Below are 20320 nucleotides of genomic sequence, written 5' to 3' on the forward strand. Positions count from 1 at the left end.
AGTTAAAAACGTATAGTTTATATGCTAGCTTTAGAAAGGAAGTTGATGAAATGACGACAATTGATGAAAGTTGGAGAGATGGATTTTTATACTTTGTTGAATTTCAAGTTATTCAACAGGGGGTATGTAAAACCTTTAAACGAAGCTTAATTATTTATGAAGAGCTTGATCAAAAAGATATGAAAAAATTACTTTTAACAAAATTTCCAAAAGTTGATTGTATAAAAAATATTGAGTATTTTGAAGAAGTATTATTATTAAGATAATTGAATCCTAACAGAAAAAAAGAAATTAAAATAGTATATTCGGCTATTTGAGGGTAGAGATAGGCAGTTAAAAAAGTCAATAATACCAAGGATGCATTCATTTATTTTTTGTTAAAACAAGAAGGAGAAGGTTAAAACGTGATACATGAGTTAAATTACAAAAAATGGTTAGTACTCCTATTGATGATTTTTACAATGGGATCAATAACGATTAAACAAGTAAAAGCTGCTGGTTTTGGAGAAAAGGATGAAATGCAAAAAAAAAATGCGCCATACTCTTATAATCCTGATTTAAAAAAAGAATTACGAAATTCATCGCATTCTAAAGTAGTTGTTTTAAATCCAAAAGATATAAAAGAATCATTAGAAGGAGAATATGCTTTTGTTCCTCGGTATTCAAAAGGAAAGACAAAAGTAACTGTCGTACGTGGCGATAAGTCGGAAGTTTATACAAAATCAGCCATTACAGTTACAAGCGAAGGTGCCAAAGAGGGAAGAAAAATCATTTTTGAAGATGTTGGTTTTTATAAAGGGAGGCAAATTGATTTAGTTGAAGAGATTATTTCTGTTAGTAAGGAGGCTACCTTTGGTCTTGGAGGAGATAATAGTGGTCTATTATATACTTCTTTTCTAGGAATTTCAGCAACGGGTAGTTCTAACCAAGATCGAGCCGAAGTACGTTACTCTTTTAAATATCATGATACGCAAGAACCTGCTAAAATTACTGGTTATTTAACCTTTATAGATATTGATAGAGAAGAAGCGATGGATTTGTTTGATTCCAATATTGAACATGTTTATGTTTTGAACACAAGTGAGGTTGTAGGAGACATGGTAGACGACAATCGACTTCATTTGCAATCTCCTAAAAGAAGTTATTGGTGGGACGATGATTGGAATGTGAAAGCAAGTGATATGACAAGGTGGGTATCTGTTACGTTTAAAGATACGGATTCACTCAATATAGCTGTTACAACAACCACAACGGCCATTGATGAATCAACAATTGGCTATGCAAGCCAATTGCTTTTACCCTTAAACTACCCCGCACCTAACAAAATAGCAATCAATACAGATGAGAACAAAGATCAACGGAAAATTCAATATTCAATCATTTCTCAGATTCCAGCAAAAGTAGTTCCCGTTCCTGAACCGAGATATAAAATTAAAGATACTCTTCCGCCGCAGTTCAAAGTAGACGATGTCACCTGTATCGATCGAGAAAGTGGTGAAAAAAAAGATTTTGATGTCAGTATCGAGGGTTCAACATTAATCATTGACGGAAAGAAATTTTTAGATGATCCTAAATTTTACAATCATCTATATGAATTTATTGTGACAGGCAGTTATGCAGAGGGCAAATTAAATCACTTTGAAACGGTACCTGGAGAGAATAATTATGTGAATATTCCGAACATTGCAGATTTAATCGTTTCCAATGTGGACGAAACGGATCGTATTTTAAAAACAAATGAAGCAAAAGCACCTGTTCGATTAATTGCTGGAGATGTAACTGTGAAATATTTAGAAGAATCTAGCAAACAACCCATAGCAGACGACATTGTTTTAAAAGGTGAACTTGATCAAGAGTATCAAACTGAAGCAAAAGAAGTGGGCGAATATACGTTAAAAACAACCCCAACCAATGCGAAAGGAACCTTTCAAAAACAAGACCAAGAGGTTCAGTATTTGTATGTTAAAAACCAGCCAGAAGCACGTATTACAAAAACAAGTCTTTTAAATAAAACTTATGAAGCAAGCAATCATTCCGATAGTGAATTAATTGAAACAGCAATGAAAGATGAAATTGATTTAACCAATCAGCTGACACTGAAAAAAAATGCTAGTGAACAATATGAGTTAAAGCAAAAAATAGTGATCCCGTTACATTCTTCTATCAAAAAAATTCAATTTAAAGGGAAATCATTATCAGACGATACATGGTCAGAAAAAAAATTAGATGAGTGGAAACAAGTAGAAATTGATATTCCAGTTGAGGCAACGGCTGATCCAGAGAAACTTGAGACCACTCTAGTTATTACCTTTGAAATGGAAGAGGGTTATTCAGACGGGGAAGTCGTTCCTATTCCAAAAGAAAAAAATAACATTCAAGTAAAAGAAGCGATTGAAAAATCAAATTCTTTTAATTCAGTAAGTATTGAAATGACAACCAACTCGTTACTTTTTAAGGCAACAACACTCGACTATGGCGAAAATGACGTCAGTACGAAAGAAACAATTTTAAACCGAAAAAATCAATCTGCTATCCTTACTTTTGAAGATACAAGGAGACAACCTAGCAATTTAACATTAAGTGTAAAAAGCAGTACCTTCAAAGATAGTAAGAATACCCCCTTGGGAGCAGAACTCTATTATTATGATGACGAAACGAACAATCAAGGAGTAACTTCCCTTGACACGCTAGTCCCAATTTTAACTACGGCTGATAAATTTCCTAACGAGCTTAATTGGAAACTAAAACAGGGACTGCGTCTTCTCGTTCCAGCAGGTGCAGCGTTAGTTGGAAACTATACAAGTGAGTTAGTCTGGACGTTGGCGGATGTTCCTGAAAACTAAGAGAGGATGAGTGTTGTTGATTAAAGTAAAGATGATTGGATTCATACTAGCCTTATTAATGGTCTTTCCTTATTCTGCTTGTGCAGATAGCAATAAAAGCCAAGCTGGAATTGAATTTACTGGAAGCTACGAAGAACCACCAAAGCCTTTGCCAATAGAAAAAGAACCACCAAAAAAATTACCTCAAACGGGTGATCATATGTCATTAAATTCATTTTTAATAGGCATGTTAATCATAAATAGTGCACTTATTGTGTTACTAAAAAATAAAAAGAATAAGAAGGAGATAAATTAATTATATGAAATTGATGCAAATTAGCGCAACAAGCGCAATGGTACTAACATTATTGGTAGGAGGAGCAACAACCACTATAGCAGCAGGAAATACTGGCGGTTCTGCAACTTCTAAAGGAGCCGTATCCTTTAAAGCTAATACAAACCCAACAGATCCCGTTGATCCGACAGATCCAACAGATCCAATCGATCCAATAGATCCCGTTGATCCAGGAACGCCAGGTCCATTAAGTTTAGATTATGCGCCAAACTTAAACTTTGATATGAATGAAATTTCAACAAAAGATGAAGTGTATCATGCAACATTAGTTGAAGTAAAAGATGGAGAAAATACTAGAGAAGTTCCCAATTTTGTGCAAGTGACCGATAAACGCGGAACGAATGCAGGCTGGACATTAGAAGTAAAACAAAATGGACAATTTAAAAATAACGATACATTGAATAAAGAATTAATTGGTTCGCAAATCAGTTTAACTAAAACAAAAGCAAACTCGATTAGTGTTGCTACAGCACCAACGGTAAACACAACAATTGAATTAGATCCAACAGGAGCTTCTTCTAAAGTTATGTCTGCGGCTAAAGATGCAGGAGCAGGAACATGGGTAGCTAGTTTTGGTAAAGACAATACTGAAGCAAAAGATGCGATTACATTAGCTGTTCCAGGCAAAACTGTTAAAGATGCTGTCGCTTATGAAACAACCTTAACATGGACATTAACAGATACACCTGAAAATGGTACAGAAACACTTAAACCATAAAAATGAATGCCACACAGTATCCTTAGTGTGGCATTTTTTCTCGAAAGGAGAAGAGAAAGCTGAAAAAAAAATATTTGTTTTTCCTAATGGTTATATTCTTTTTTATAACAAGTAGTCCTGTAAAAGCATCCGAATTAAATTTTGGAGTGGAAGCAGAATTACCAGTAAATCAAAAGGATGTAAAAAAAACTTATTTTGATTTATCTGTAATGGCAAATCAAATTCAAACAGTCTATATTCTACTTACAAACAATACAAATAAACCGGTAACGGTTGAACCTCAAATAAACGAAGCAAAAACAAATAATAATGGAAATGTACAATACGATAAAAATACAATCAAACGTGATCCTCAGCTAAAAAAAATCATTACAGATTACGTTAAAGTTCAACGCGACATTGTCATTTCACCAAATGACAGTGTCCGTCTTCCCATTAAAATCAAGATTCCAAAAGAAGGATTTGAAGGCATATTACTAGGTGGTATTTTACTACAACAAAAATCAAGTGAATTAGATGAAGTGAAAGAGGCAAAGGAAGGTTTAGGAATCAAAAATAACTACGCCTATGTTGTTGCGATACAACTAGATGAAAAAAATGAAGCGATTAAGCCTGAACTAGGACTTAACGAAGTGAAAGCGAATCAAAAAAACTACCGGAATGTAATTACCGCTTCACTTCAAAATAAGACCCCCGTGTTAATAAATCAACTAGAAGTAAAAGCTAAAATTTTTAAAAATAAACAGTTACTTTATACCCATGAACAAAAAACAATGCAAATGGCTCCTATGTCAAATTTTGAATTTGCGATTCCTTTACAAGGGAAAGAATTGAAACCAGGAAAGTACATCTTAGAAATGGAAGCCAACTCATTGCAAAACCATTGGCGATTTACGAAAGAATTTGAAATTAAGTCAAACGAGGCAAAACAATTAAATAGTCTGGACGTTACCATAAAAAAAGATGATACATGGTTCATTGTAGGCTTCGTACTATTTTGCTTCTTACTTTGCTTCATTCTAGTTTTAATATTAAAGAAAAAAAGTAAAAAAAATCTTGAAAATGGCTAGCAACGAGTCATTCCTATTTTAAACTAAAAAAGAATCTTTTAATAAAGTACAAAAGGCAAAAATAATGGGAGGATAGAATGATTAAATATAAAAATATTTGGAAACCACTAGTAGTTCTCATTTTCAGTCTCTACCTTATTACAACAAATCAAAACAGTGTTCATGCAAAAAATATCTATGATCTTGAAAATGATAGTTTTGTAAACAAGCAAAAATTGACTAAATTAAATGATTGGATGAAAACCAATCTCTCTGGACACAACAGCATGACTGGTAGAGGAATTCCCGGTTTATGGAATTTTGCATTTTCACAAACACCTTCAGAAGGAAAACTTTATGTCAAATCGGCTATGAATTCTGAAGTTAATAAAAACGTAACAATAAAAAATACTATTAATAGAGCTTTTTATAACGATTCAGAGAGTCAAATGTTAATTCTTCCCCCAGGTTCCTCAATGGCAGATCAAGTAATCGAAAATGCTGATGAATACGCCTTATACACTCCAGGAGGAGAATTGGTAACGCAAACGATTGGACGGAATGAAGACAATTCAGCTGAACTAGAAATTGCGGCAAATGCATCTGGCGTTAAGTTAAAACTTAGACGAATAACAGAAGATACAAATTTACCAGAAAATGCAACTTTAAACACCAACTTTACATTTAATAATGTGAAAAGTGCAATGGATGTTTTTCTTGGTTTGTACCGAAACCACAATACCGGATCAGGAGCCTACTCGTCAATGCCAAAGGGTTACTATTACAGTACAACAAATGTCAAAGTAGATATGTCAAAATATCTTGCTCCTGATCGTTTAAGTCTGAATTTAAAACAAGAGGAAGTCACTATATACAAAGGCGATCGATGGGATCCAGCTCAATATTTCAAAAATGCGACAGATATCGATGGCAATCAGCTGAATTATACGGAATTAACAAATGTTACAGATGAAGTGAATTCTGAAAAACAAGGAGATTACCAAGTCGTTTATACGAACGGAGATATCCAAAAAAAAATTATTGTCCATGTTATACCACCATTGACGTTAGAAGTGCCAAATGCTGTTCATTTTGGCAGCTACAAGCTAGGGAGCTCAACTAGCGAACTTTTGTGGGATACCCAAGCAAGAGTCAGTGTTGAAAGCTATCTTAGTGGTGGATGGGTATTATCGGCCTCTCTAAATAAAAGTTCTATTGGTTTTCAAAATTATATAATGAACGGCACGAAAAAACTAATTGATAATAAACTAATTGCAACGTCTAATGCTATTGGGAAAATAGATGTTAGCGATAGTTGGAATCAAACACAAGGGATTCATATTAACTACAGTCAAGCTAAAGAACTCAGAAAAGATAAAGCAATTATAGAATGGACGTTGTCTCCAAATACTAAGGGGGTATCAGAGTAATGAAAAAAACAACTAAAAAATTCGTATTCATCATTACCATTACCCTATTCAATATAATGACACTTTTTCCTGTAATCACATATGCAGATGAAAACTATTCTACAGTTGAAGGAACATTGATAGCTAAAACGCCTGAAAATAACAATAAAGAGGATCAAGCTCAAAATGATAGCAACTCAAAGTCAGAAGAAATAATTCCTAAACTAGGTGAAAGCTCCCAACTAATCAACTGGGGATTCTTTCTTGTCTTGTTCGTTTTGTTTTTCTTATTGTATAGAAAAAAGGAGAATAAAAATGAAAAATAAATTAATGTTAATTATTTTTATTGGCTATTTAAATAGTTCTTTTTCTCCATCAATAGAAGCAGCAACGACTAACTCTTCTATTGATGGAGAAATAACTAGCGGTGAATTTACATTGAATCCGCCCAATGATTTGAAATTTCAAGCTAAGCTAGATGGAAAAAAGCAAAAGCTTCAACTTGCTCCGATTAAAACAAAAGTAATAGATTATAGAGGAGTAGAAAATGGATGGCAGATAGTTGTGAAGTCATCTAATTATAATGATTATAAAGCGAACTTTGGCTTACTAATTAATGGGCAACAAATTTCAGATAACAGTACAATTATTTTTAAACAACAGCAACAAAAGCTTATTAAAGAGACTACACTACCAACTCAAGTGATGATTTCAGCGAATGCAAAAGCAGGAGTATACGGAGCAAAATTAGAATGGAATTTACAGCCAACAATTACAAACTCAATTACAGAATAGGAGAATGAAACATGAAAAAAAAGATAACAGGAACATTACTATTAGGAAGTATTTTATTAGGGGCATCAATTGGAATGGATGCACAAGCGGCAGATACTTTAAATGGGAGTACAGAGATTGGGGCAGAAATTACTAGAGGAGATGTAATATTAAGTATAGACAGTCCAACTAATTTCGGTTCACAACCCCTTTCAGCAATAGTTGACTTTGGATCAAAGGAAATTAAATATACAGTTACAGATTATAGCGGTTTAACAAATGGTTTTACAATTAGCGCTAAACTGACAGACACAGATGAAAAACGTTCATTGAAAATCGGTGAAACGGAACTTTCTGAAACGACAGCTCCAGTCATTAAAAAAACAACAAATACGGTTGGAGAAAATAAAGACAAAGTAACCTCTTCGCTAACATACACTGGAGTAACTAAAACTCAAAACTATACATCGACAATTGAATGGAATTTATCAAAAGTTGACACAAAACAAATTTCAGAATAAAAGAATTTTTTCCGTATTTTTTTAGAAAGTGAGGAAAATAATGAAGAAAATAGTTCAAACCCTATTAATCGTATTCATACTTTCGATTACTGCAAGTAAAACTACTTTTGCAACGACATCAGACAATAGTAGTTATTCAGTGTCGCCAATATATTCTGAACATCAAACAGAAGGCGTTGAAAATTTTTTTGATATCAGATGGTCACCCGCGTTAACAGATACTTTTTATTTAAGGATTACCAATAATTCAGATGAAGATAAAGCCTATGGAATTGAAGTTAATAAAGCGCGAACGAATAAAAATGGAATTGTTGATTATTCTGATAATACTCCAGAAAATTCAGCTAGTTTATACAAAATAACTGAAATGGTACAAGTGCCCAAGGAAGTCACAATTTTAGCAAATAGTAGTCAAGAGGTTCAAGGCACTATTTTGTTTCCAAAAGATAGTTTTAATGGAATACTTATGGCCGGAATTCATGTATCTGAAAAGAATAAAATCGACGCTAAGGCGACTATTTCTAATACTGTAGCATACAATATACCTTTAGTGATTAGAGGGGACAATGATGAAAGACCCAAACCTGAAATAACGTTGAATAAGTTAACGATACAAAATATAGATGGATTGAGTGTTGGGCTATCAAATAAAGGCTCTAATTTATTAAAAGAAGTAAAATTTGAAGCAAAAATTAAAGATAAAAATGGAAAAATTTTAAAAACACAAAAAAGTACAATTGATATCACGCCAGAAACTGAATTCATCTATCCCATCAATCTTGATTCAATTAACAAGCAAGAAGCAATGACACTAAGCCTCAAATTAAGTCATGGCAATAAAGATGAATGGCAGTATACAAAAAAAATTCCTAAACAAAAAAAAGATTTAAAAGTGCAGAGCACATCAATAAACAAGGAAGGAAAACATTTTTTATGGTATGCAATTGGACTTTCTGCAACAATATTAGTTGTCATTTATCGTTATAAAAAAAGAAAAGAGAGTAGACATTAAATTAAAAAAGAAAGTGGGGAAAAAAATGAAAAAAACAACACGATTTACTTTAATAAAAGCCGGAATTTTATCAGCTGCACTGGGAGGTCTATTAGTAGTATCACCACAAAATAGCTATGCTCATGGTTATGTTGAACAGCCTGCTAGTCGTGGTTATCAAGGAAAAATAGAAAGCTCCATTCTTGGTTGGTCGGCAGCGATAGAAAAATACGGCAATGTGATCACAGGACCACAATCACTTGAAGCACCCAAAGGATATCCGATTGCCGGACCAGCTGATGGAAAGATCGCTTCAGCTGAAGGAGGAGGTGGCCAAATTGGCGATTTTGTGATGGATAATCAAAGTTATGATCGTTGGATTAAGCAAGAAATGAAAGGTGGTTTAAACACTTTCAAATGGACTTTTACAGCCAACCATAAAACAACAAAATGGCATTACTATATAACGAAAAAAGGTTGGAATCAAAATGCTCCATTAACTCGCGCAACATTTGAGCCAATAGGAGTCGTTGAACATGATGGTTCATTATCATCAAATAACCCAACACATAAAATTAATGTTCCAACGGATCGCAGTGGCTACAACGTGATTTTAGCAGTCTGGGATGTAGCAGATACAGGAAACGCCTTTTACAATGTAATCGATGTAGATTTAAAGAATGACAACACAGGCGAAACAGAAAAAGACGCACCAAATACACCCACTCAACTAAAAGCCATTAATGTAACAAATAAAACTGTTCAATTAGCCTGGGCAGCACCAACAAATGTGGATGTAAAAGAATACAATATGTATCGCAATGATAAAAAAATAGGAACTATTGGTGGCACTTCGTTCAAAGATTCAACAGTTGCAGAAAATAGCTCATATCATTATCAAGTAGAAGCAGTTGGATTTGATGGTCAATTATCACAAAAATCGGATGTCTTATCAGTAAAAACAGATAAGACACCAAAAGAAGATACTGAAAAACCCTCAATTCCGCAATCCATTCATTCAATGGAAACCACAGATGACTCCATTGATTTAATGTGGCATGACTCCATTCATCCAATCGGAGTCAAAGAATATCATATTTACCGAGATGGTGTTAAAGTTGGAACAACAACTGGAACTAGAATGGTAGACAGTAATTTACAAGCTTCTACAGAGTACCGCTACACAGTTAAAGCCGTCAGTGTTGGAGGAAATGTATCTGGAGAAAGCACCCCATTTATAGTTAAAACAAAAGATACGTCAACTGATTATCGTTCTTGGGAAGTAGGCTCTTTAACAAAACCACTTTCTTATAAAGTTGGGGAAAAAATTTTTTATAAAGGAAAGAATTATGTTGTAGTGCTTGCTCATATTAATTACGGCGATACAAACTGGGCACCAGATAAAGCAGTAAATCTATTCAAAGAAGTAAAAAGTTACCGTGTTTGGAAGCTAGGGGCACTTACAAAACCTGAAGCTTATAAAATTGGAGAGAAAGTTTCTCTCAATGAAAAAATTTATGAAGTAACCAATGCACATAACAACTATGGTGATTCCAACTGGGCACCAGATAAGGCTGCTAGTCTTTTTAAAGTTGTAAAATAAAAAAAGATTGAGAAGGCTTGCTAGCTGTAACCTGCTAGCAAGCCTTCTTTTTATAATAATTTAATTCATTAAATAAACTATAAAAAAATGATTCAATTATAATGGATTAGATGATTTTTTTAGTGAGCATTAAGAATGGAACGAGTTGTTTTTAGTCAGGTGTTTGAAAACATCATTTAATAAAATTGTCTAATTTAATTATCTCTACATTATTGATCATCACTATAGTATAATTACTGTAGGTTAAAAAAAGGAAATGACAACAAGTAAAACATGGATTAATAAAGGCTTAATCAGAGAATTCACACTAAAAAACACTCCCATTACTTAGAGAGATTTAATAAACAAACAGGTATCTTAGAAAAGAAATTTTTAACAGAGAAAGAAGGACCAATATGTATCCTAAAACGCAAACAATGATTCACTCCCTAATCGAAGATAAAACCATTCCAGGTGCAAACTATCAATTTATCACAAAGGAAGGTATTGAAAGCTATTCAGAAGGATTGGCTGCTGTTTTTCCACAGAGTGAACCAATTAAAAGCGACTTGCTTTATGATGTAGCGTCCTTAACGAAAGTCATGATGACAACGACAGTGATTTTACAATTGTGGGAAACAGGACAATTAAAATTAACTGATCCTGTTAAGGTCTATCTACCGACCTTTAGTCAACCAAAAGTTACGATTCAACACCTATTGACTCATACATCAGCTTTACAAGGGTTTATTCCAAATCGAGATCAATTAAATCAAGCAGAATTAAAAGAAGCTTTGTTGCATTTACCGATTGGCGAAGGCTTTGAAAAAGAGGCAGTTTATACGGATTCTGGAATGATTTTACTCGGGTTTATTATTGAAGCTATTTTAAAAGATGATTTAGTCGCTATTTTCAATCAGAGAATTATCCAACCGTTAGATTTAAAAAATACCACCTTTAGCCCACGTGATCCAATGATGTGTGCACCAACTGAAAACCATCAAATCCGAGGCTTAATCCGAGGTGTGGTTCATGATCCAAAAGCCTTAGTTTTAGGTGAACACTGTGGTAGCGCCGGCCTTTTTTCAAATTTACAAGACGTGAGTCGCTTTAGTCAAATGCTGTTAAATCGTGGAACGATAGATGGGGTTGAAATTTTAAAAGAAGAAACCGTAACAGCTTTAATTCAGGATTGGACGCCTTCTGGCACCTTGCATCGTTCGTTAGGCTGGGATTTGTTTAGTTCCATTGATGGTACGGATAAAACCCGCTACTTATTTCATTCTGGATTTACAGGAACCTTTATTTTATTAGATTTAGCAGCGGAAGAAGGCTTCGTCTTTTTATCTAACCGTGTTCATCCAATTAATGACAATCCTCACTATTTGAAACGTCGAAATGAAGTCTTACAAGCCTACTTCCATGAAAAAGAAGCAAGATAATCAAAAAGACTAGTCAAATTATTAAAAAAAACTTACAAAATGACTAATTTTCATAAAATCGTTTTCAAATATGGTAAACTAAAGAATGTAAAAAGTAGAGGAGGAACAAACACGTGAATGAACCATTATTTTTAGAAGCCGTTTTACAAGAGAAAATCTGGGGTGGAACAAAGTTAAAAGACGTTTTTGGGTATTCTTTGCAAAGCGATAAAGTTGGAGAATGCTGGGCGATCAGTGCACATCCCAATGGCCCAAGTATTGTTAAAAATGGACCCTACAAAGGACTGACCTTAGCGGAGGTTTGGAGCCAACATCGTGATCTTTTTGGAAATGCTAAAGGGGATGTTTTTCCTTTATTAACTAAAATTTTAGATGCCAATGATGATTTATCTGTTCAAGTTCATCCAGACGATGCGTATGGGTTAAAGCATGAAGGCGAACTAGGTAAAACAGAGTGTTGGTATGTAATTGACGCAGACGAAGGTGCTGAAATCATTTATGGGCATCATGCTAAAAGTAAAGAAGAATTGGAACAGATGATTGAGTCTGGACAATGGGATCAATTATTACGTCGTATTAAAGTCAATAAAGGCGATTTTTTCCATGTACCAAGTGGGACGATTCATGCAATTGGAGCAGGGATTATGATTCTTGAAACCCAACAAAGCAGTGATACCACTTACCGTGTCTATGATTATGATCGCAAAGACGATCAAGGTAAGCTACGGGAATTGCATATTCAACAATCCGTTGATGTAACGACGATTCCTCATATTGATCCAGTCTTGCATATTGAGACCAAAAATCATGAAAATGTTGAAGTAACGACTTATGTGGAATCGGATTTCTTCGATGTGTATGAGTGGGATATTACTGGAAAAGCTGATTTTACAGCAACTGCACCCTATACATTAGTGAGTGTTTTAGCAGGAGAAGGAAAGCTATCTTTAGTAGACGGCTCAAGTTATCCATTAACAAAAGGGGTTCATTTTATTTTACCGAATGGCATCAAACAGTGGAGTATTGATGGAAAATTACAAATTATTGCTTCAACTCCTGGGAAAGAAAATCGTTAAATTAAACGGTTAAGTAAGTTAAAGAGTAAGTAGAAAAATATTTCTACTTACTCTTTTTTTTATATAAATAAAAAATTAATAACTAGGTACCTAAATAGTTTGCTTTTTTATGTAAGAGGGTGTATGATGTTAATTGTTAGGTACCTACTTAAAGACGAAAAACTAATTGAGGTGTAAAATATGAGTGAATTATCAAAGACATTATTTAATAATTTTGAACAATTAATGAGACAAAACCACAGAATGATGGGATTTATGAGTATGAATCGTGGAGGTAAACATTTTTCAAGTCAGCAAAGAGTTCTAGGAATATTAAAGAAACATAACGGTGAAATGACGACTAGCCAATTAGCAGAAGAATTAGATATCCGTCCATCTTCTGTTTCTGAACTGATTAAAAAATTAGAAAAATCGGGTTTTGTTACTCGTAAAAAAGATGAAAAAGATAAACGCGTGACGTTGATTCATCTTACTGAGTCAGGTATAACAGCAAGCGAAGAAAAATCGGATAAAATCGGTGATTTTAGCGAGATTTTTTTCAATAGCTTAGATGAAGAAGAACAAGCAGAATTGAATCGATTACTAGAAAAATTATTAACCAATTCTAAAGATCAACGAGAAGAATGGTTTGAACACATGCAACAAAGAAGAAGAAGACCTGATTTTGGTGGGCGAGAAAGAAGAAGACATCCAGGACATTCTTTTTCAGACTTTGAAGATCAGCCTGATGGAATGGATCGTGTTGATTTCTTTCATCATCCGTCTGAATTTAAAAATGAAGAAGAGCGAAACGAATTTATGACTAAATTTTTTGGAGGAAAAGAGCAATGAGAGAAGTACCAGAAAGTGAAGAAGAAATAATTGTAACAAAGGGCGAACATTATTCGTGGAAAGCATTCTTTAAATTAATTCGCAATACACAGCCTAGAAAAAGTCTTCTGGTTTTTGGATTGATTTTAAGCACGATTACAACCTTAGCGGGATTAGCAGTTCCATTATTAACTAAAAATTTAATAGATGGCTTTAGTATGGCTAGCATTTCGGTAGGCCTGATTGCCTTAATTATCGGAGCCTTCATTTTTCAAGCCTTAATCAGTAGCATAGGCTCATTTATGTTAGGTTACGTTGGGGAAGAAATCGTAGCAAAATTAAGAAAACAAGTTTGGAATAAATTAATCACCTTAAAAGTTCAGTATTACGAAAATACCAAAACGGGGGAAACGGTAAGCCGATTGATTAACGATACAACAACCGTAAAAATGTTGGTAGCAGATCAATTTCCAAGCTTTATTACAAGTATCATCTCAATGGTGGGTGCCTTAATTATCTTAACGATTATGGATTGGCGTATGATGCTGATGATTTTTATTTCGGTACCTATTGTGATGCTAGTTCTAATGCCTGTAGGTCGCATGATGCATAAAATTGCCAAAAAATTGCAAAAAGAAACCGCTGATTTCACTGGAATTACAAGTCAAACGTTATCTGAAATTCGTTTAGTAAAAGCTTCAAATGGAGAAACGGTTGAGAAAGAACACGGTGAAGACGGAATAAAAAAATTATTTAATATCGGAGTCTCAGAAGCTAAAGTTCAATCAGTGATTGGCCCAATTATGATTTTAGTGATGATGAGTATTTTTGTAGGGATTTTAACTTACGGAGCATTAAGAGTAGCAGATGGAAGCTTATCGAATGGAACCTTGATTGCCTTTTTACTTTATTTAGTTCAAATTATCGCTCCAGCTGCTCAATTTGCCCAATTTTTCTCACAACTACAAAAAACAAAAGGCTCAACAGAACGTCTTTCAGAAATTTTAGCAATGGAAGCAGAAGATTTTACTGTTGGCGAAGCTGTTGATGTGACGGGGAAAGAAATTAAAGTAGAGGATGTTTCGTTTGCTTATGATGAGGCACACCCTATTTTAAAAAATATTTCCTTTGTAGCAAAACCGAACACAGTAGTGGCCTTTGCAGGTCCAAGTGGTGGAGGGAAATCAACAATTTTTTCTTTATTGGAACGTTTCTATGAGCCACAAGCGGGTGAAATGTCAATTGGAAACCATAACTTGAAAGAAGTGTCGTTGTATTCATGGCGCTCTCAAATTGGCTATGTGGCGCAAGAAAGTGCCATTCTATCAGGAACAATACGGGATAACTTAGGCTATGGCATCAACAAAGCATTTTCTGACGAAGAATTATGGCACGTATTGGAACTCGCTTATGCTCGTCAATTCGTTTCAGAAATGCCACATGGATTAGACACAGAAGTTGGCGAACGAGGGGTTAAGCTATCTGGTGGGCAACGTCAACGGTTGGCGATTGCAAGAGCCTTTTTACGTGATCCTAAGATTTTGATGTTAGATGAAGCAACAGCTAGTTTAGATAGTGAATCAGAAGAAATGGTACAAAAAGCGTTGACAAATCTAATGAATGGAAGAACAACCTTGATTATTGCCCATCGCCTTTCAACTATTGTTCATGCAGATAAAATTTTATTTATTGAGCACGGTGAGGTAACCGGTGAAGGGACACATCAAGAATTAGTTGAAACACATGAATTGTACCATCGATATGTTAAAGAACAATTTAAACAATAAATGAAATAAATCTAAAATAAATCAATTGTTTAACAGAGGTGTAAAATGGGAAATATTCACGTATTTGAAAAAATGGCGGCAAATTATGAAAATGAAGAGCGAATAAAAATTGCTAAAATAATTGCGGAAACCATTCAGAAACAGCTACCTAAAGGAAAAGAACAGACAGCAATTGATTACGGATGTGGAACGGGACTTGTCGGCATGGAGTTGTTAAGTGACTTTAAATCTATCCAATTTGTGGACGCTTCAAAAAACATGATTGCAATGGTTGAACAAAAAATCAACGACAAACACCTATCAAATGCAACGACCCTTTGTGTAGACGGTGAAGTAGATCCATCAGTTACGTTACATGGAGATTGTATTTTTTTAGTTCAAGTCTTGCTCCATATTCCAACGATTGAAACGTTGCTTTCGAATTTGTATCGCGCCCTTAATGGAAATGGACAGTTGTTAATCATTGATTTTGATTATAATGAAGCAGTGGTTTCGGATAAAGTTCATTCAGGTTTTAAACAGCAGGAATTGATTCAAACAATGAAAAAAATCGGTTTTACAAATCTAAAAGCAAGAACATTTTATCATGGAAATCAGTTATTTATGAATCAAGATGCCTCTTTATTTATCCTAGAGGCGACTAAGAAATAATCAAAAAAGCATCTTACAATTTATGTAAGATGCTTTTTTTAATCCGCTAATTCAATCTCTGGATAGCGATTCTTCATTGCCGCTTTTAACACACGATCCGTTAAAACAGTATTTTTTACAAGCAATGGTCCGTGGAAATAAGAACAATAGGTTTGTTTATAAATCGCGCCTTCAGTTTGATCGTTGCCATTGTTTCCCTTGCCTTTTCGGACTATTCCTAACGGTTTTTCGTCTTTACCAAGGAAGGTCATACCATTATGATTTTCAAAACCAACATAGGTTTCACCAAATTCTTCATTTTTAATGACAATGTCCCCAATAAAGCGACTGTTGTCTTGGCTCAAAGTATAGTGATCTAACGCACCAATTCCATCGATTTTATTGCCACTGGCATCTATATAGTAATGACCAAGTAATTGATAGCCACCACAAATGGCAACCGTAACGCCGTCATTTTCGATATATTGAGTTAAGGCTTCTTTTTTATCTTGAATGTCTTTTGAAACAATTAATTGCTCATAATCTTGACCGCCACCAAAAAAGACGATGTCATATTTGGCTGGATCAAACGCTTCTTTTAAGCTGATAACTTCAATATCCAGTTGGATGCCTTTTTGTTTTGCCCGATGATTTAGCATCAAGAGGTTGCCATTATCTCCATAGGTGTTTAAAAGATTTCCATAGAGATGGCAGACTTTTAAGTTGTACATCTTACATCCCTTCCTTTACATGCCCTTGGTTGGCTAATTCTTTGCGTAATTGTAAAACAGCTGTATAAGTTGCTAACACGTAAATACGATTAGTCGGTGCATTTTTGAAGTCCTTAATCACGTCTTGTAAATTAGGAATAACCTTCAAGTCTTCTTTTGGAACACCTGCAACTTCTAAACGAATCGCAATATCTTCAACACGTTCACCACTAGCAGTTACTTGTTGAATGTTCATATCTTGAATTTTTTCATAATTAGCATCCCAAATCCAACTAATGTCAATCCCATCTGCATAATTTGCATTGAGTACTGAAACGAGTGAAAAAGGCTCTGGATCTAGCGCAATCATTTCTAAAATTTGATTTAAGCCAACAGGATTTTTAACTAAATTGATAATGATTTCTTTATCGCCAACTTTGATACTTTCTTGTCGCCCGAAAACTTTTTCGGATAGTTCAAACCCTTTGCGGATATCTGCAGGAGGAACATCGAAAATGCGACCAATAGAGTAAGCAGATAATGCATTGTAAACATTATATAAGCCACCGACATTGATTTTAAACGTTTCACCCTCAATAATAAATTCAGATGATTCATGATCGGTATGCACCATTTCAGTTAAACGATACGCAAGTTCAGGACGTTTAAAGTCACAATTTGGACAATAATATTTCCCTAAATTACTGTAGGTTATAAATTTATAATGTAAAATATTTTGACAATGAGGACAAAGGACGCCATCTGTATTGAAATGAGCCATTTCTTCACCATCAGGCAAATGGTCAAAGCCAAAATAAACTCGAGGATTGACTGTTTCTACCGAATTAAAAATAGGCGCATCACCATTGCTCACAATGGTTGCATTTGGTGCAAGAGCTGCACCATCCGTCATCATCCGATAAATGGTATAAATTTCTCCAAAACGATCCATTTGATCGCGAAAAACATTCGTAAATAGAATCGCCTTTGGCTTAATATACTTAGTTACATGAACTAAACTAGCTTCATCTACCTCTAAAACGGCAATTTTTTTATGTGTTGTCTTTTTAAAAGAGTGGTGGGTTAGAAAAGTCGAAATAATTCCCTGCTGCATATTTGCACCTGTTGGATTTGTAATAATATCTGGATATTTTTGTTTTAGAACTTGATAAGTAAGAGCTGTAGTTAATGTCTTTCCATTTGTTCCAGTCACAATCACAACTTCAAAATCTTTCGCTAATGCGCCAAGAACCGTTGGATCTAGTTTTTTTGTAATCACACCAGGTAGACTACTACCACCTTTAAAAAAGGTATGGAGTCCCCATCTTGTCGTTTTCCCCACCGTAATGGCAAAGCTGCTTCGTATACTCACACTTGTTCCCTCCAAAAAATACTTATGATAGTCTAACATATCATAGCATATTTTTTTTGAATTTTTATTAAAAAAACTCAACATCCTCATGAGAAACTTAAAATTTAAACAAAATTAAATAGTTTCTAGTAATCACTTATTTATTTTTACCAAGAATAATAGTAAAAATAAGGAGTGTATTTTTTATGAAAATAAGTTAAAATAACAAGGTACGTTATTTAAATCATTATACAGAAAAAAGGGACGAGGACTATGTTGGAAGATATAAGTATAAGCATCAAGTGTTTTAATCGAGAAAGTGTGTTATTAAAAGATACCAGGGGTGGAGTAACTCTTTTAAAAGAAAGCGAACTAATTAAGGAAATTAATCAATACGTTACAACAAATATTAGTGAATTTAGCCATGAACAAATTATTGAAATCAGCAATCCAGAAACGGTAGCCGATTTAAAGCAGCAAGTGATCATAGAAGTACGCGGTGAAAATAGTTTGCTTCAAAATCAACAAGAAATTATAGCAGTCCTGACAAATTACCAACATAATTTTGAAAAAAATAATCCTTACATGCAAGTCTATCAAGCTTATATAGTGACTGAATCACATCGCATTCGGTTGTGTTTAAATTTTTTCTTAAAATTTATTTATCAATACGAACAATTCAGTAAAATTGAAATACGAGATGCATTAATGAAACAAGGCGTCGATGCAACGGGCAGTATTTTAGCCAATTGGAAAAAAATTGAAATTCAACGTCTTAGTCAAAATTTGACGGCTAGAGTTTCACCGCTGCCTCAATCAAGACCAGTTGAAAGCTACGTTCCAAGGCCAGGCCAATTAATTGAAACGTCCAATCCGTTGATTCAAACAATCATCGAAAACTTAGAAAAGTTACGCCAACAAGTTTTAGCAATAGATACCCAACTTTCTACAGCAGACAATTTAGACGAAACGTTGGAGAGACAATTACAATCGAAACAAACAGAATTAGACAATATAGCAGCAATGATAGATTCTTTCACCAAAGAAAAAGAATCTTTGGAAAGTCATTACACAACAGTTGCCACAAAATTAAATCAATTAGAGCCGAAAATGAAGCAAGTTCAAGAAACTTCTCAATTGTTGCAAAATAAATTCAACCAAAACCACACCGTTGATCTTGAAAAAATTAAGCAACAATACAAACAACTCGAATTATATACAACAGAATTAGAAAAAAAGCAAAAACAACAACACTACATTGAGGAAAAAATCAATCAAATTGAACAACTAAACGAGCGAACAAAAGGACTAGTAGCGAAGTTTGAAAATAAAATAGTAGAATCATCTAATCAAACAGAAAAAGCCGTTGCTTTTTTAGAAAAAGAAAAACAATTACTAGCGAATTTAGCTCTAGTAGAGCGAAACTTAGCAAGTAAAACAGAAGCATTTGACTATGAAAAAAAAGAACTAACACTTTTTATTCAACAACTAAAGCATGAAAATCACTTGTTAAAAGACCAACTGCAACAAGCAAACGGAAGTAGTCAACCAGCCGTAGAACCTATTTTCGATAATGTTCATGAAAGCCTTCCTCAAAAAGTTGAGTTTGTAGATGTAAAAGAAGAAGATCAAGTTAGCCTGGATTTAATCAACGATCAAAAAGTAGTACAAACAAAATCCCTCATAAAAGAGTCAATTTCTGAAGAGAGAGATATCTACTTAAGTCGAAGCAGAAAAATAGATAATGCAAAAAAATTAACAAAACCCAAATTAACCTTGAAAGAGTACAATGATATCTATCAAAAAGTTCGTTATTTAGAACACACATGGATGATTTATTTAGATTACTTAGTAAGACTTGAATCAGATCCAGACGCGTTTCATTTAAGTCAGTTAACACCATCAGAACAACGCTTAAAAAAAAGAATCAATCGTCATTTGATCGAAGAATTTATTCGCTCCAATCAAATTTCTACAATGAAAGAAGAAATTGAACTGCGAAAACGCAACTTCTTTAAAAATCCGAAAATTAATTTAACCGCCAAAAAATACCGCGAGCTTCTTCAAGTTGTTGAAAATTATGAAGTAATGGACTACTTAAATCAGGTTTTAAGAAAAATTTATGAAACAACTAAATAATCATTTACTCGTTTGAAAAACCTTTAGACAGATTCAATCTGTTTAAAGGTTTTTCCGTTTGAGGTCATTTGAAAAAGCTTTTATAAATAAAAGATGAAATCTTCACCATTTTACAGTATAATGCTAGATGGATTCCTATAGAAAGAAAAGGGTG

The 20320-nt window shown here is 34.1% G+C and carries 19 protein-coding genes; 17 read left to right on the forward strand and 2 right to left on the reverse strand.

What is annotated here, in order from left to right; translation table 11 throughout:
- Nucleotides 1-50 precede the first annotated feature (50 nt).
- The 16 genes from AC07SW_RS04590 to AC07SW_RS04665 all read left to right on the forward strand — a co-directional run bounded on the left by AC07SW_RS04590 (nt 51) and on the right by AC07SW_RS04665 (nt 15987).
- Nucleotides 51-266, forward strand: a complete 216-nt coding sequence (locus tag AC07SW_RS04590) for a hypothetical protein (protein WP_034571144.1) — start codon at nt 51-53, stop codon at nt 264-266.
- 138 nt (nt 267-404) lie between these two features.
- Nucleotides 405-2843: a MucBP domain-containing protein gene (locus AC07SW_RS04595; protein WP_494632341.1), complete on the forward strand. Its 2439-nt coding sequence runs from the start codon at nt 405-407 to the stop codon at nt 2841-2843.
- A 16-nt stretch (nt 2844-2859) separates the two neighbouring features.
- Nucleotides 2860-3138: an EF2685/EF0750 family sortase-dependent surface protein gene (locus AC07SW_RS04600; protein ID WP_494632343.1), complete on the forward strand. Its 279-nt coding sequence runs from the start codon at nt 2860-2862 to the stop codon at nt 3136-3138.
- Between the two features lie 13 nt (nt 3139-3151).
- On the forward strand, nt 3152-3895 hold the full coding sequence (locus tag AC07SW_RS04605; protein ID WP_420354262.1) for a WxL domain-containing protein: 744 nt from the start codon (nt 3152-3154) through the stop codon (nt 3893-3895).
- 146 nt (nt 3896-4041) lie between these two features.
- Nucleotides 4042-4965 carry a WxLIP family cell surface protein gene (locus AC07SW_RS04610; protein ID WP_494632344.1) on the forward strand — a complete coding sequence of 308 codons (924 nt, stop codon included), beginning with the start codon at nt 4042-4044 and terminating at the stop codon, nt 4963-4965.
- Between the two features lie 77 nt (nt 4966-5042).
- A complete protein-coding gene (locus AC07SW_RS04615) occupies nt 5043-6374 on the forward strand; it encodes a bacterial Ig-like domain-containing protein (RefSeq protein WP_494632345.1) in 1332 nt (443 codons plus the stop codon).
- On the forward strand, nt 6374-6679 hold the full coding sequence (locus AC07SW_RS04620; protein WP_034571127.1) for a hypothetical protein: 306 nt from the start codon (nt 6374-6376) through the stop codon (nt 6677-6679). The genes AC07SW_RS04615 and AC07SW_RS04620 overlap by 1 nt, the downstream gene beginning before the upstream one ends.
- Nucleotides 6669-7148, forward strand: coding sequence for a hypothetical protein (locus AC07SW_RS04625; protein ID WP_135022573.1), 480 nt, complete (start codon nt 6669-6671; stop codon nt 7146-7148). Before AC07SW_RS04620 ends, AC07SW_RS04625 begins: the two co-directional genes overlap by 11 nt.
- Nucleotides 7149-7159: 11 nt before the next feature.
- On the forward strand, nt 7160-7648 hold the full coding sequence (locus tag AC07SW_RS04630) for a hypothetical protein (RefSeq protein ID WP_490427915.1): 489 nt from the start codon (nt 7160-7162) through the stop codon (nt 7646-7648).
- Between the two features lie 40 nt (nt 7649-7688).
- Nucleotides 7689-8660, forward strand: coding sequence for a DUF916 domain-containing protein (locus tag AC07SW_RS04635; RefSeq protein WP_135022575.1), 972 nt, complete (start codon nt 7689-7691; stop codon nt 8658-8660).
- 25 nt (nt 8661-8685) lie between these two features.
- Complete coding sequence (locus AC07SW_RS04640; RefSeq protein WP_494632346.1) at nt 8686-10242, forward strand: lytic polysaccharide monooxygenase; 1557 nt, start codon at nt 8686-8688, stop codon at nt 10240-10242.
- 395 nt (nt 10243-10637) lie between these two features.
- Nucleotides 10638-11663, forward strand: coding sequence for a serine hydrolase domain-containing protein (locus AC07SW_RS04645; RefSeq protein ID WP_494632347.1), 1026 nt, complete (start codon nt 10638-10640; stop codon nt 11661-11663).
- 113 nt (nt 11664-11776) lie between these two features.
- Nucleotides 11777-12739, forward strand: a complete 963-nt coding sequence (gene manA / locus AC07SW_RS04650; RefSeq protein ID WP_119907700.1) for a mannose-6-phosphate isomerase, class I — start codon at nt 11777-11779, stop codon at nt 12737-12739.
- 180 nt (nt 12740-12919) lie between these two features.
- Complete coding sequence (locus tag AC07SW_RS04655) at nt 12920-13570, forward strand: MarR family winged helix-turn-helix transcriptional regulator (protein ID WP_051915668.1); 651 nt, start codon at nt 12920-12922, stop codon at nt 13568-13570.
- A complete protein-coding gene (locus tag AC07SW_RS04660; protein WP_311908121.1) occupies nt 13567-15336 on the forward strand; it encodes an ABC transporter ATP-binding protein in 1770 nt (589 codons plus the stop codon). Before AC07SW_RS04655 ends, AC07SW_RS04660 begins: the two co-directional genes overlap by 4 nt.
- A 45-nt stretch (nt 15337-15381) precedes the next feature.
- Nucleotides 15382-15987 (forward strand): class I SAM-dependent DNA methyltransferase, encoded by a 606-nt coding sequence (locus tag AC07SW_RS04665; RefSeq protein ID WP_119907702.1) that lies wholly within the window; start codon nt 15382-15384, stop codon nt 15985-15987.
- A gap of 38 nt (nt 15988-16025) precedes the next feature.
- Here AC07SW_RS04665 and AC07SW_RS04670 read toward each other — a convergent pair whose 3' ends face one another.
- Nucleotides 16026-16697, reverse strand: a complete 672-nt coding sequence (locus AC07SW_RS04670) for a type 1 glutamine amidotransferase (protein WP_494632349.1) — start codon at nt 16695-16697, stop codon at nt 16026-16028.
- A gap of 1 nt (nt 16698) precedes the next feature.
- The gene (locus AC07SW_RS04675; protein ID WP_135022580.1) at nt 16699-18048 is read right to left on the reverse strand and encodes a Mur ligase family protein; all 1350 of its coding nucleotides are present in this window, start codon (nt 18046-18048) and stop codon (nt 16699-16701) included.
- A gap of 252 nt (nt 18049-18300) precedes the next feature.
- Between AC07SW_RS04675 and AC07SW_RS04680 the strand changes: the two genes are divergently transcribed.
- Nucleotides 18301-20166, forward strand: coding sequence for a hypothetical protein (locus AC07SW_RS04680; RefSeq protein WP_494632350.1), 1866 nt, complete (start codon nt 18301-18303; stop codon nt 20164-20166).
- Nucleotides 20167-20320: the final 154 nt, after the last annotated feature.

Source organism: Carnobacterium sp. GW821-FHT04C06, from assembly GCF_059420345.1.

What these genes read in the sequence shown, in the direction of transcription:
- AC07SW_RS04625 (WP_135022573.1), top strand. Translation starts at nt 6,669, where the DNA reads ATGAAAAATAAATTAATGTTAATTATTTTTATTGGCTATTTAAATAGT.
- AC07SW_RS04605 (WP_420354262.1), top strand. Translation starts at nt 3,152, where the DNA reads ATGCAAATTAGCGCAACAAGCGCAATGGTACTAACATTATTGGTAGGA.
- AC07SW_RS04680 (WP_494632350.1), top strand. Translation starts at nt 18,301, where the DNA reads ATGTTGGAAGATATAAGTATAAGCATCAAGTGTTTTAATCGAGAAAGT.
- AC07SW_RS04635 (WP_135022575.1), top strand. Translation starts at nt 7,689, where the DNA reads ATGAAGAAAATAGTTCAAACCCTATTAATCGTATTCATACTTTCGATT.
- AC07SW_RS04655 (WP_051915668.1), top strand. Translation starts at nt 12,920, where the DNA reads ATGAGTGAATTATCAAAGACATTATTTAATAATTTTGAACAATTAATG.
- AC07SW_RS04620 (WP_034571127.1), top strand. Translation starts at nt 6,374, where the DNA reads ATGAAAAAAACAACTAAAAAATTCGTATTCATCATTACCATTACCCTA.
- AC07SW_RS04665 (WP_119907702.1), top strand. Translation starts at nt 15,382, where the DNA reads ATGGGAAATATTCACGTATTTGAAAAAATGGCGGCAAATTATGAAAAT.
- AC07SW_RS04640 (WP_494632346.1), top strand. Translation starts at nt 8,686, where the DNA reads ATGAAAAAAACAACACGATTTACTTTAATAAAAGCCGGAATTTTATCA.
- AC07SW_RS04645 (WP_494632347.1), top strand. Translation starts at nt 10,638, where the DNA reads ATGTATCCTAAAACGCAAACAATGATTCACTCCCTAATCGAAGATAAA.
- AC07SW_RS04590 (WP_034571144.1), top strand. Translation starts at nt 51, where the DNA reads ATGACGACAATTGATGAAAGTTGGAGAGATGGATTTTTATACTTTGTT.
- AC07SW_RS04670 (WP_494632349.1), bottom strand. Translation starts at nt 16,697, where the DNA reads ATGTACAACTTAAAAGTCTGCCATCTCTATGGAAATCTTTTAAACACC.
- AC07SW_RS04630 (WP_490427915.1), top strand. Translation starts at nt 7,160, where the DNA reads ATGAAAAAAAAGATAACAGGAACATTACTATTAGGAAGTATTTTATTA.
- AC07SW_RS04615 (WP_494632345.1), top strand. Translation starts at nt 5,043, where the DNA reads ATGATTAAATATAAAAATATTTGGAAACCACTAGTAGTTCTCATTTTC.
- AC07SW_RS04660 (WP_311908121.1), top strand. Translation starts at nt 13,567, where the DNA reads ATGAGAGAAGTACCAGAAAGTGAAGAAGAAATAATTGTAACAAAGGGC.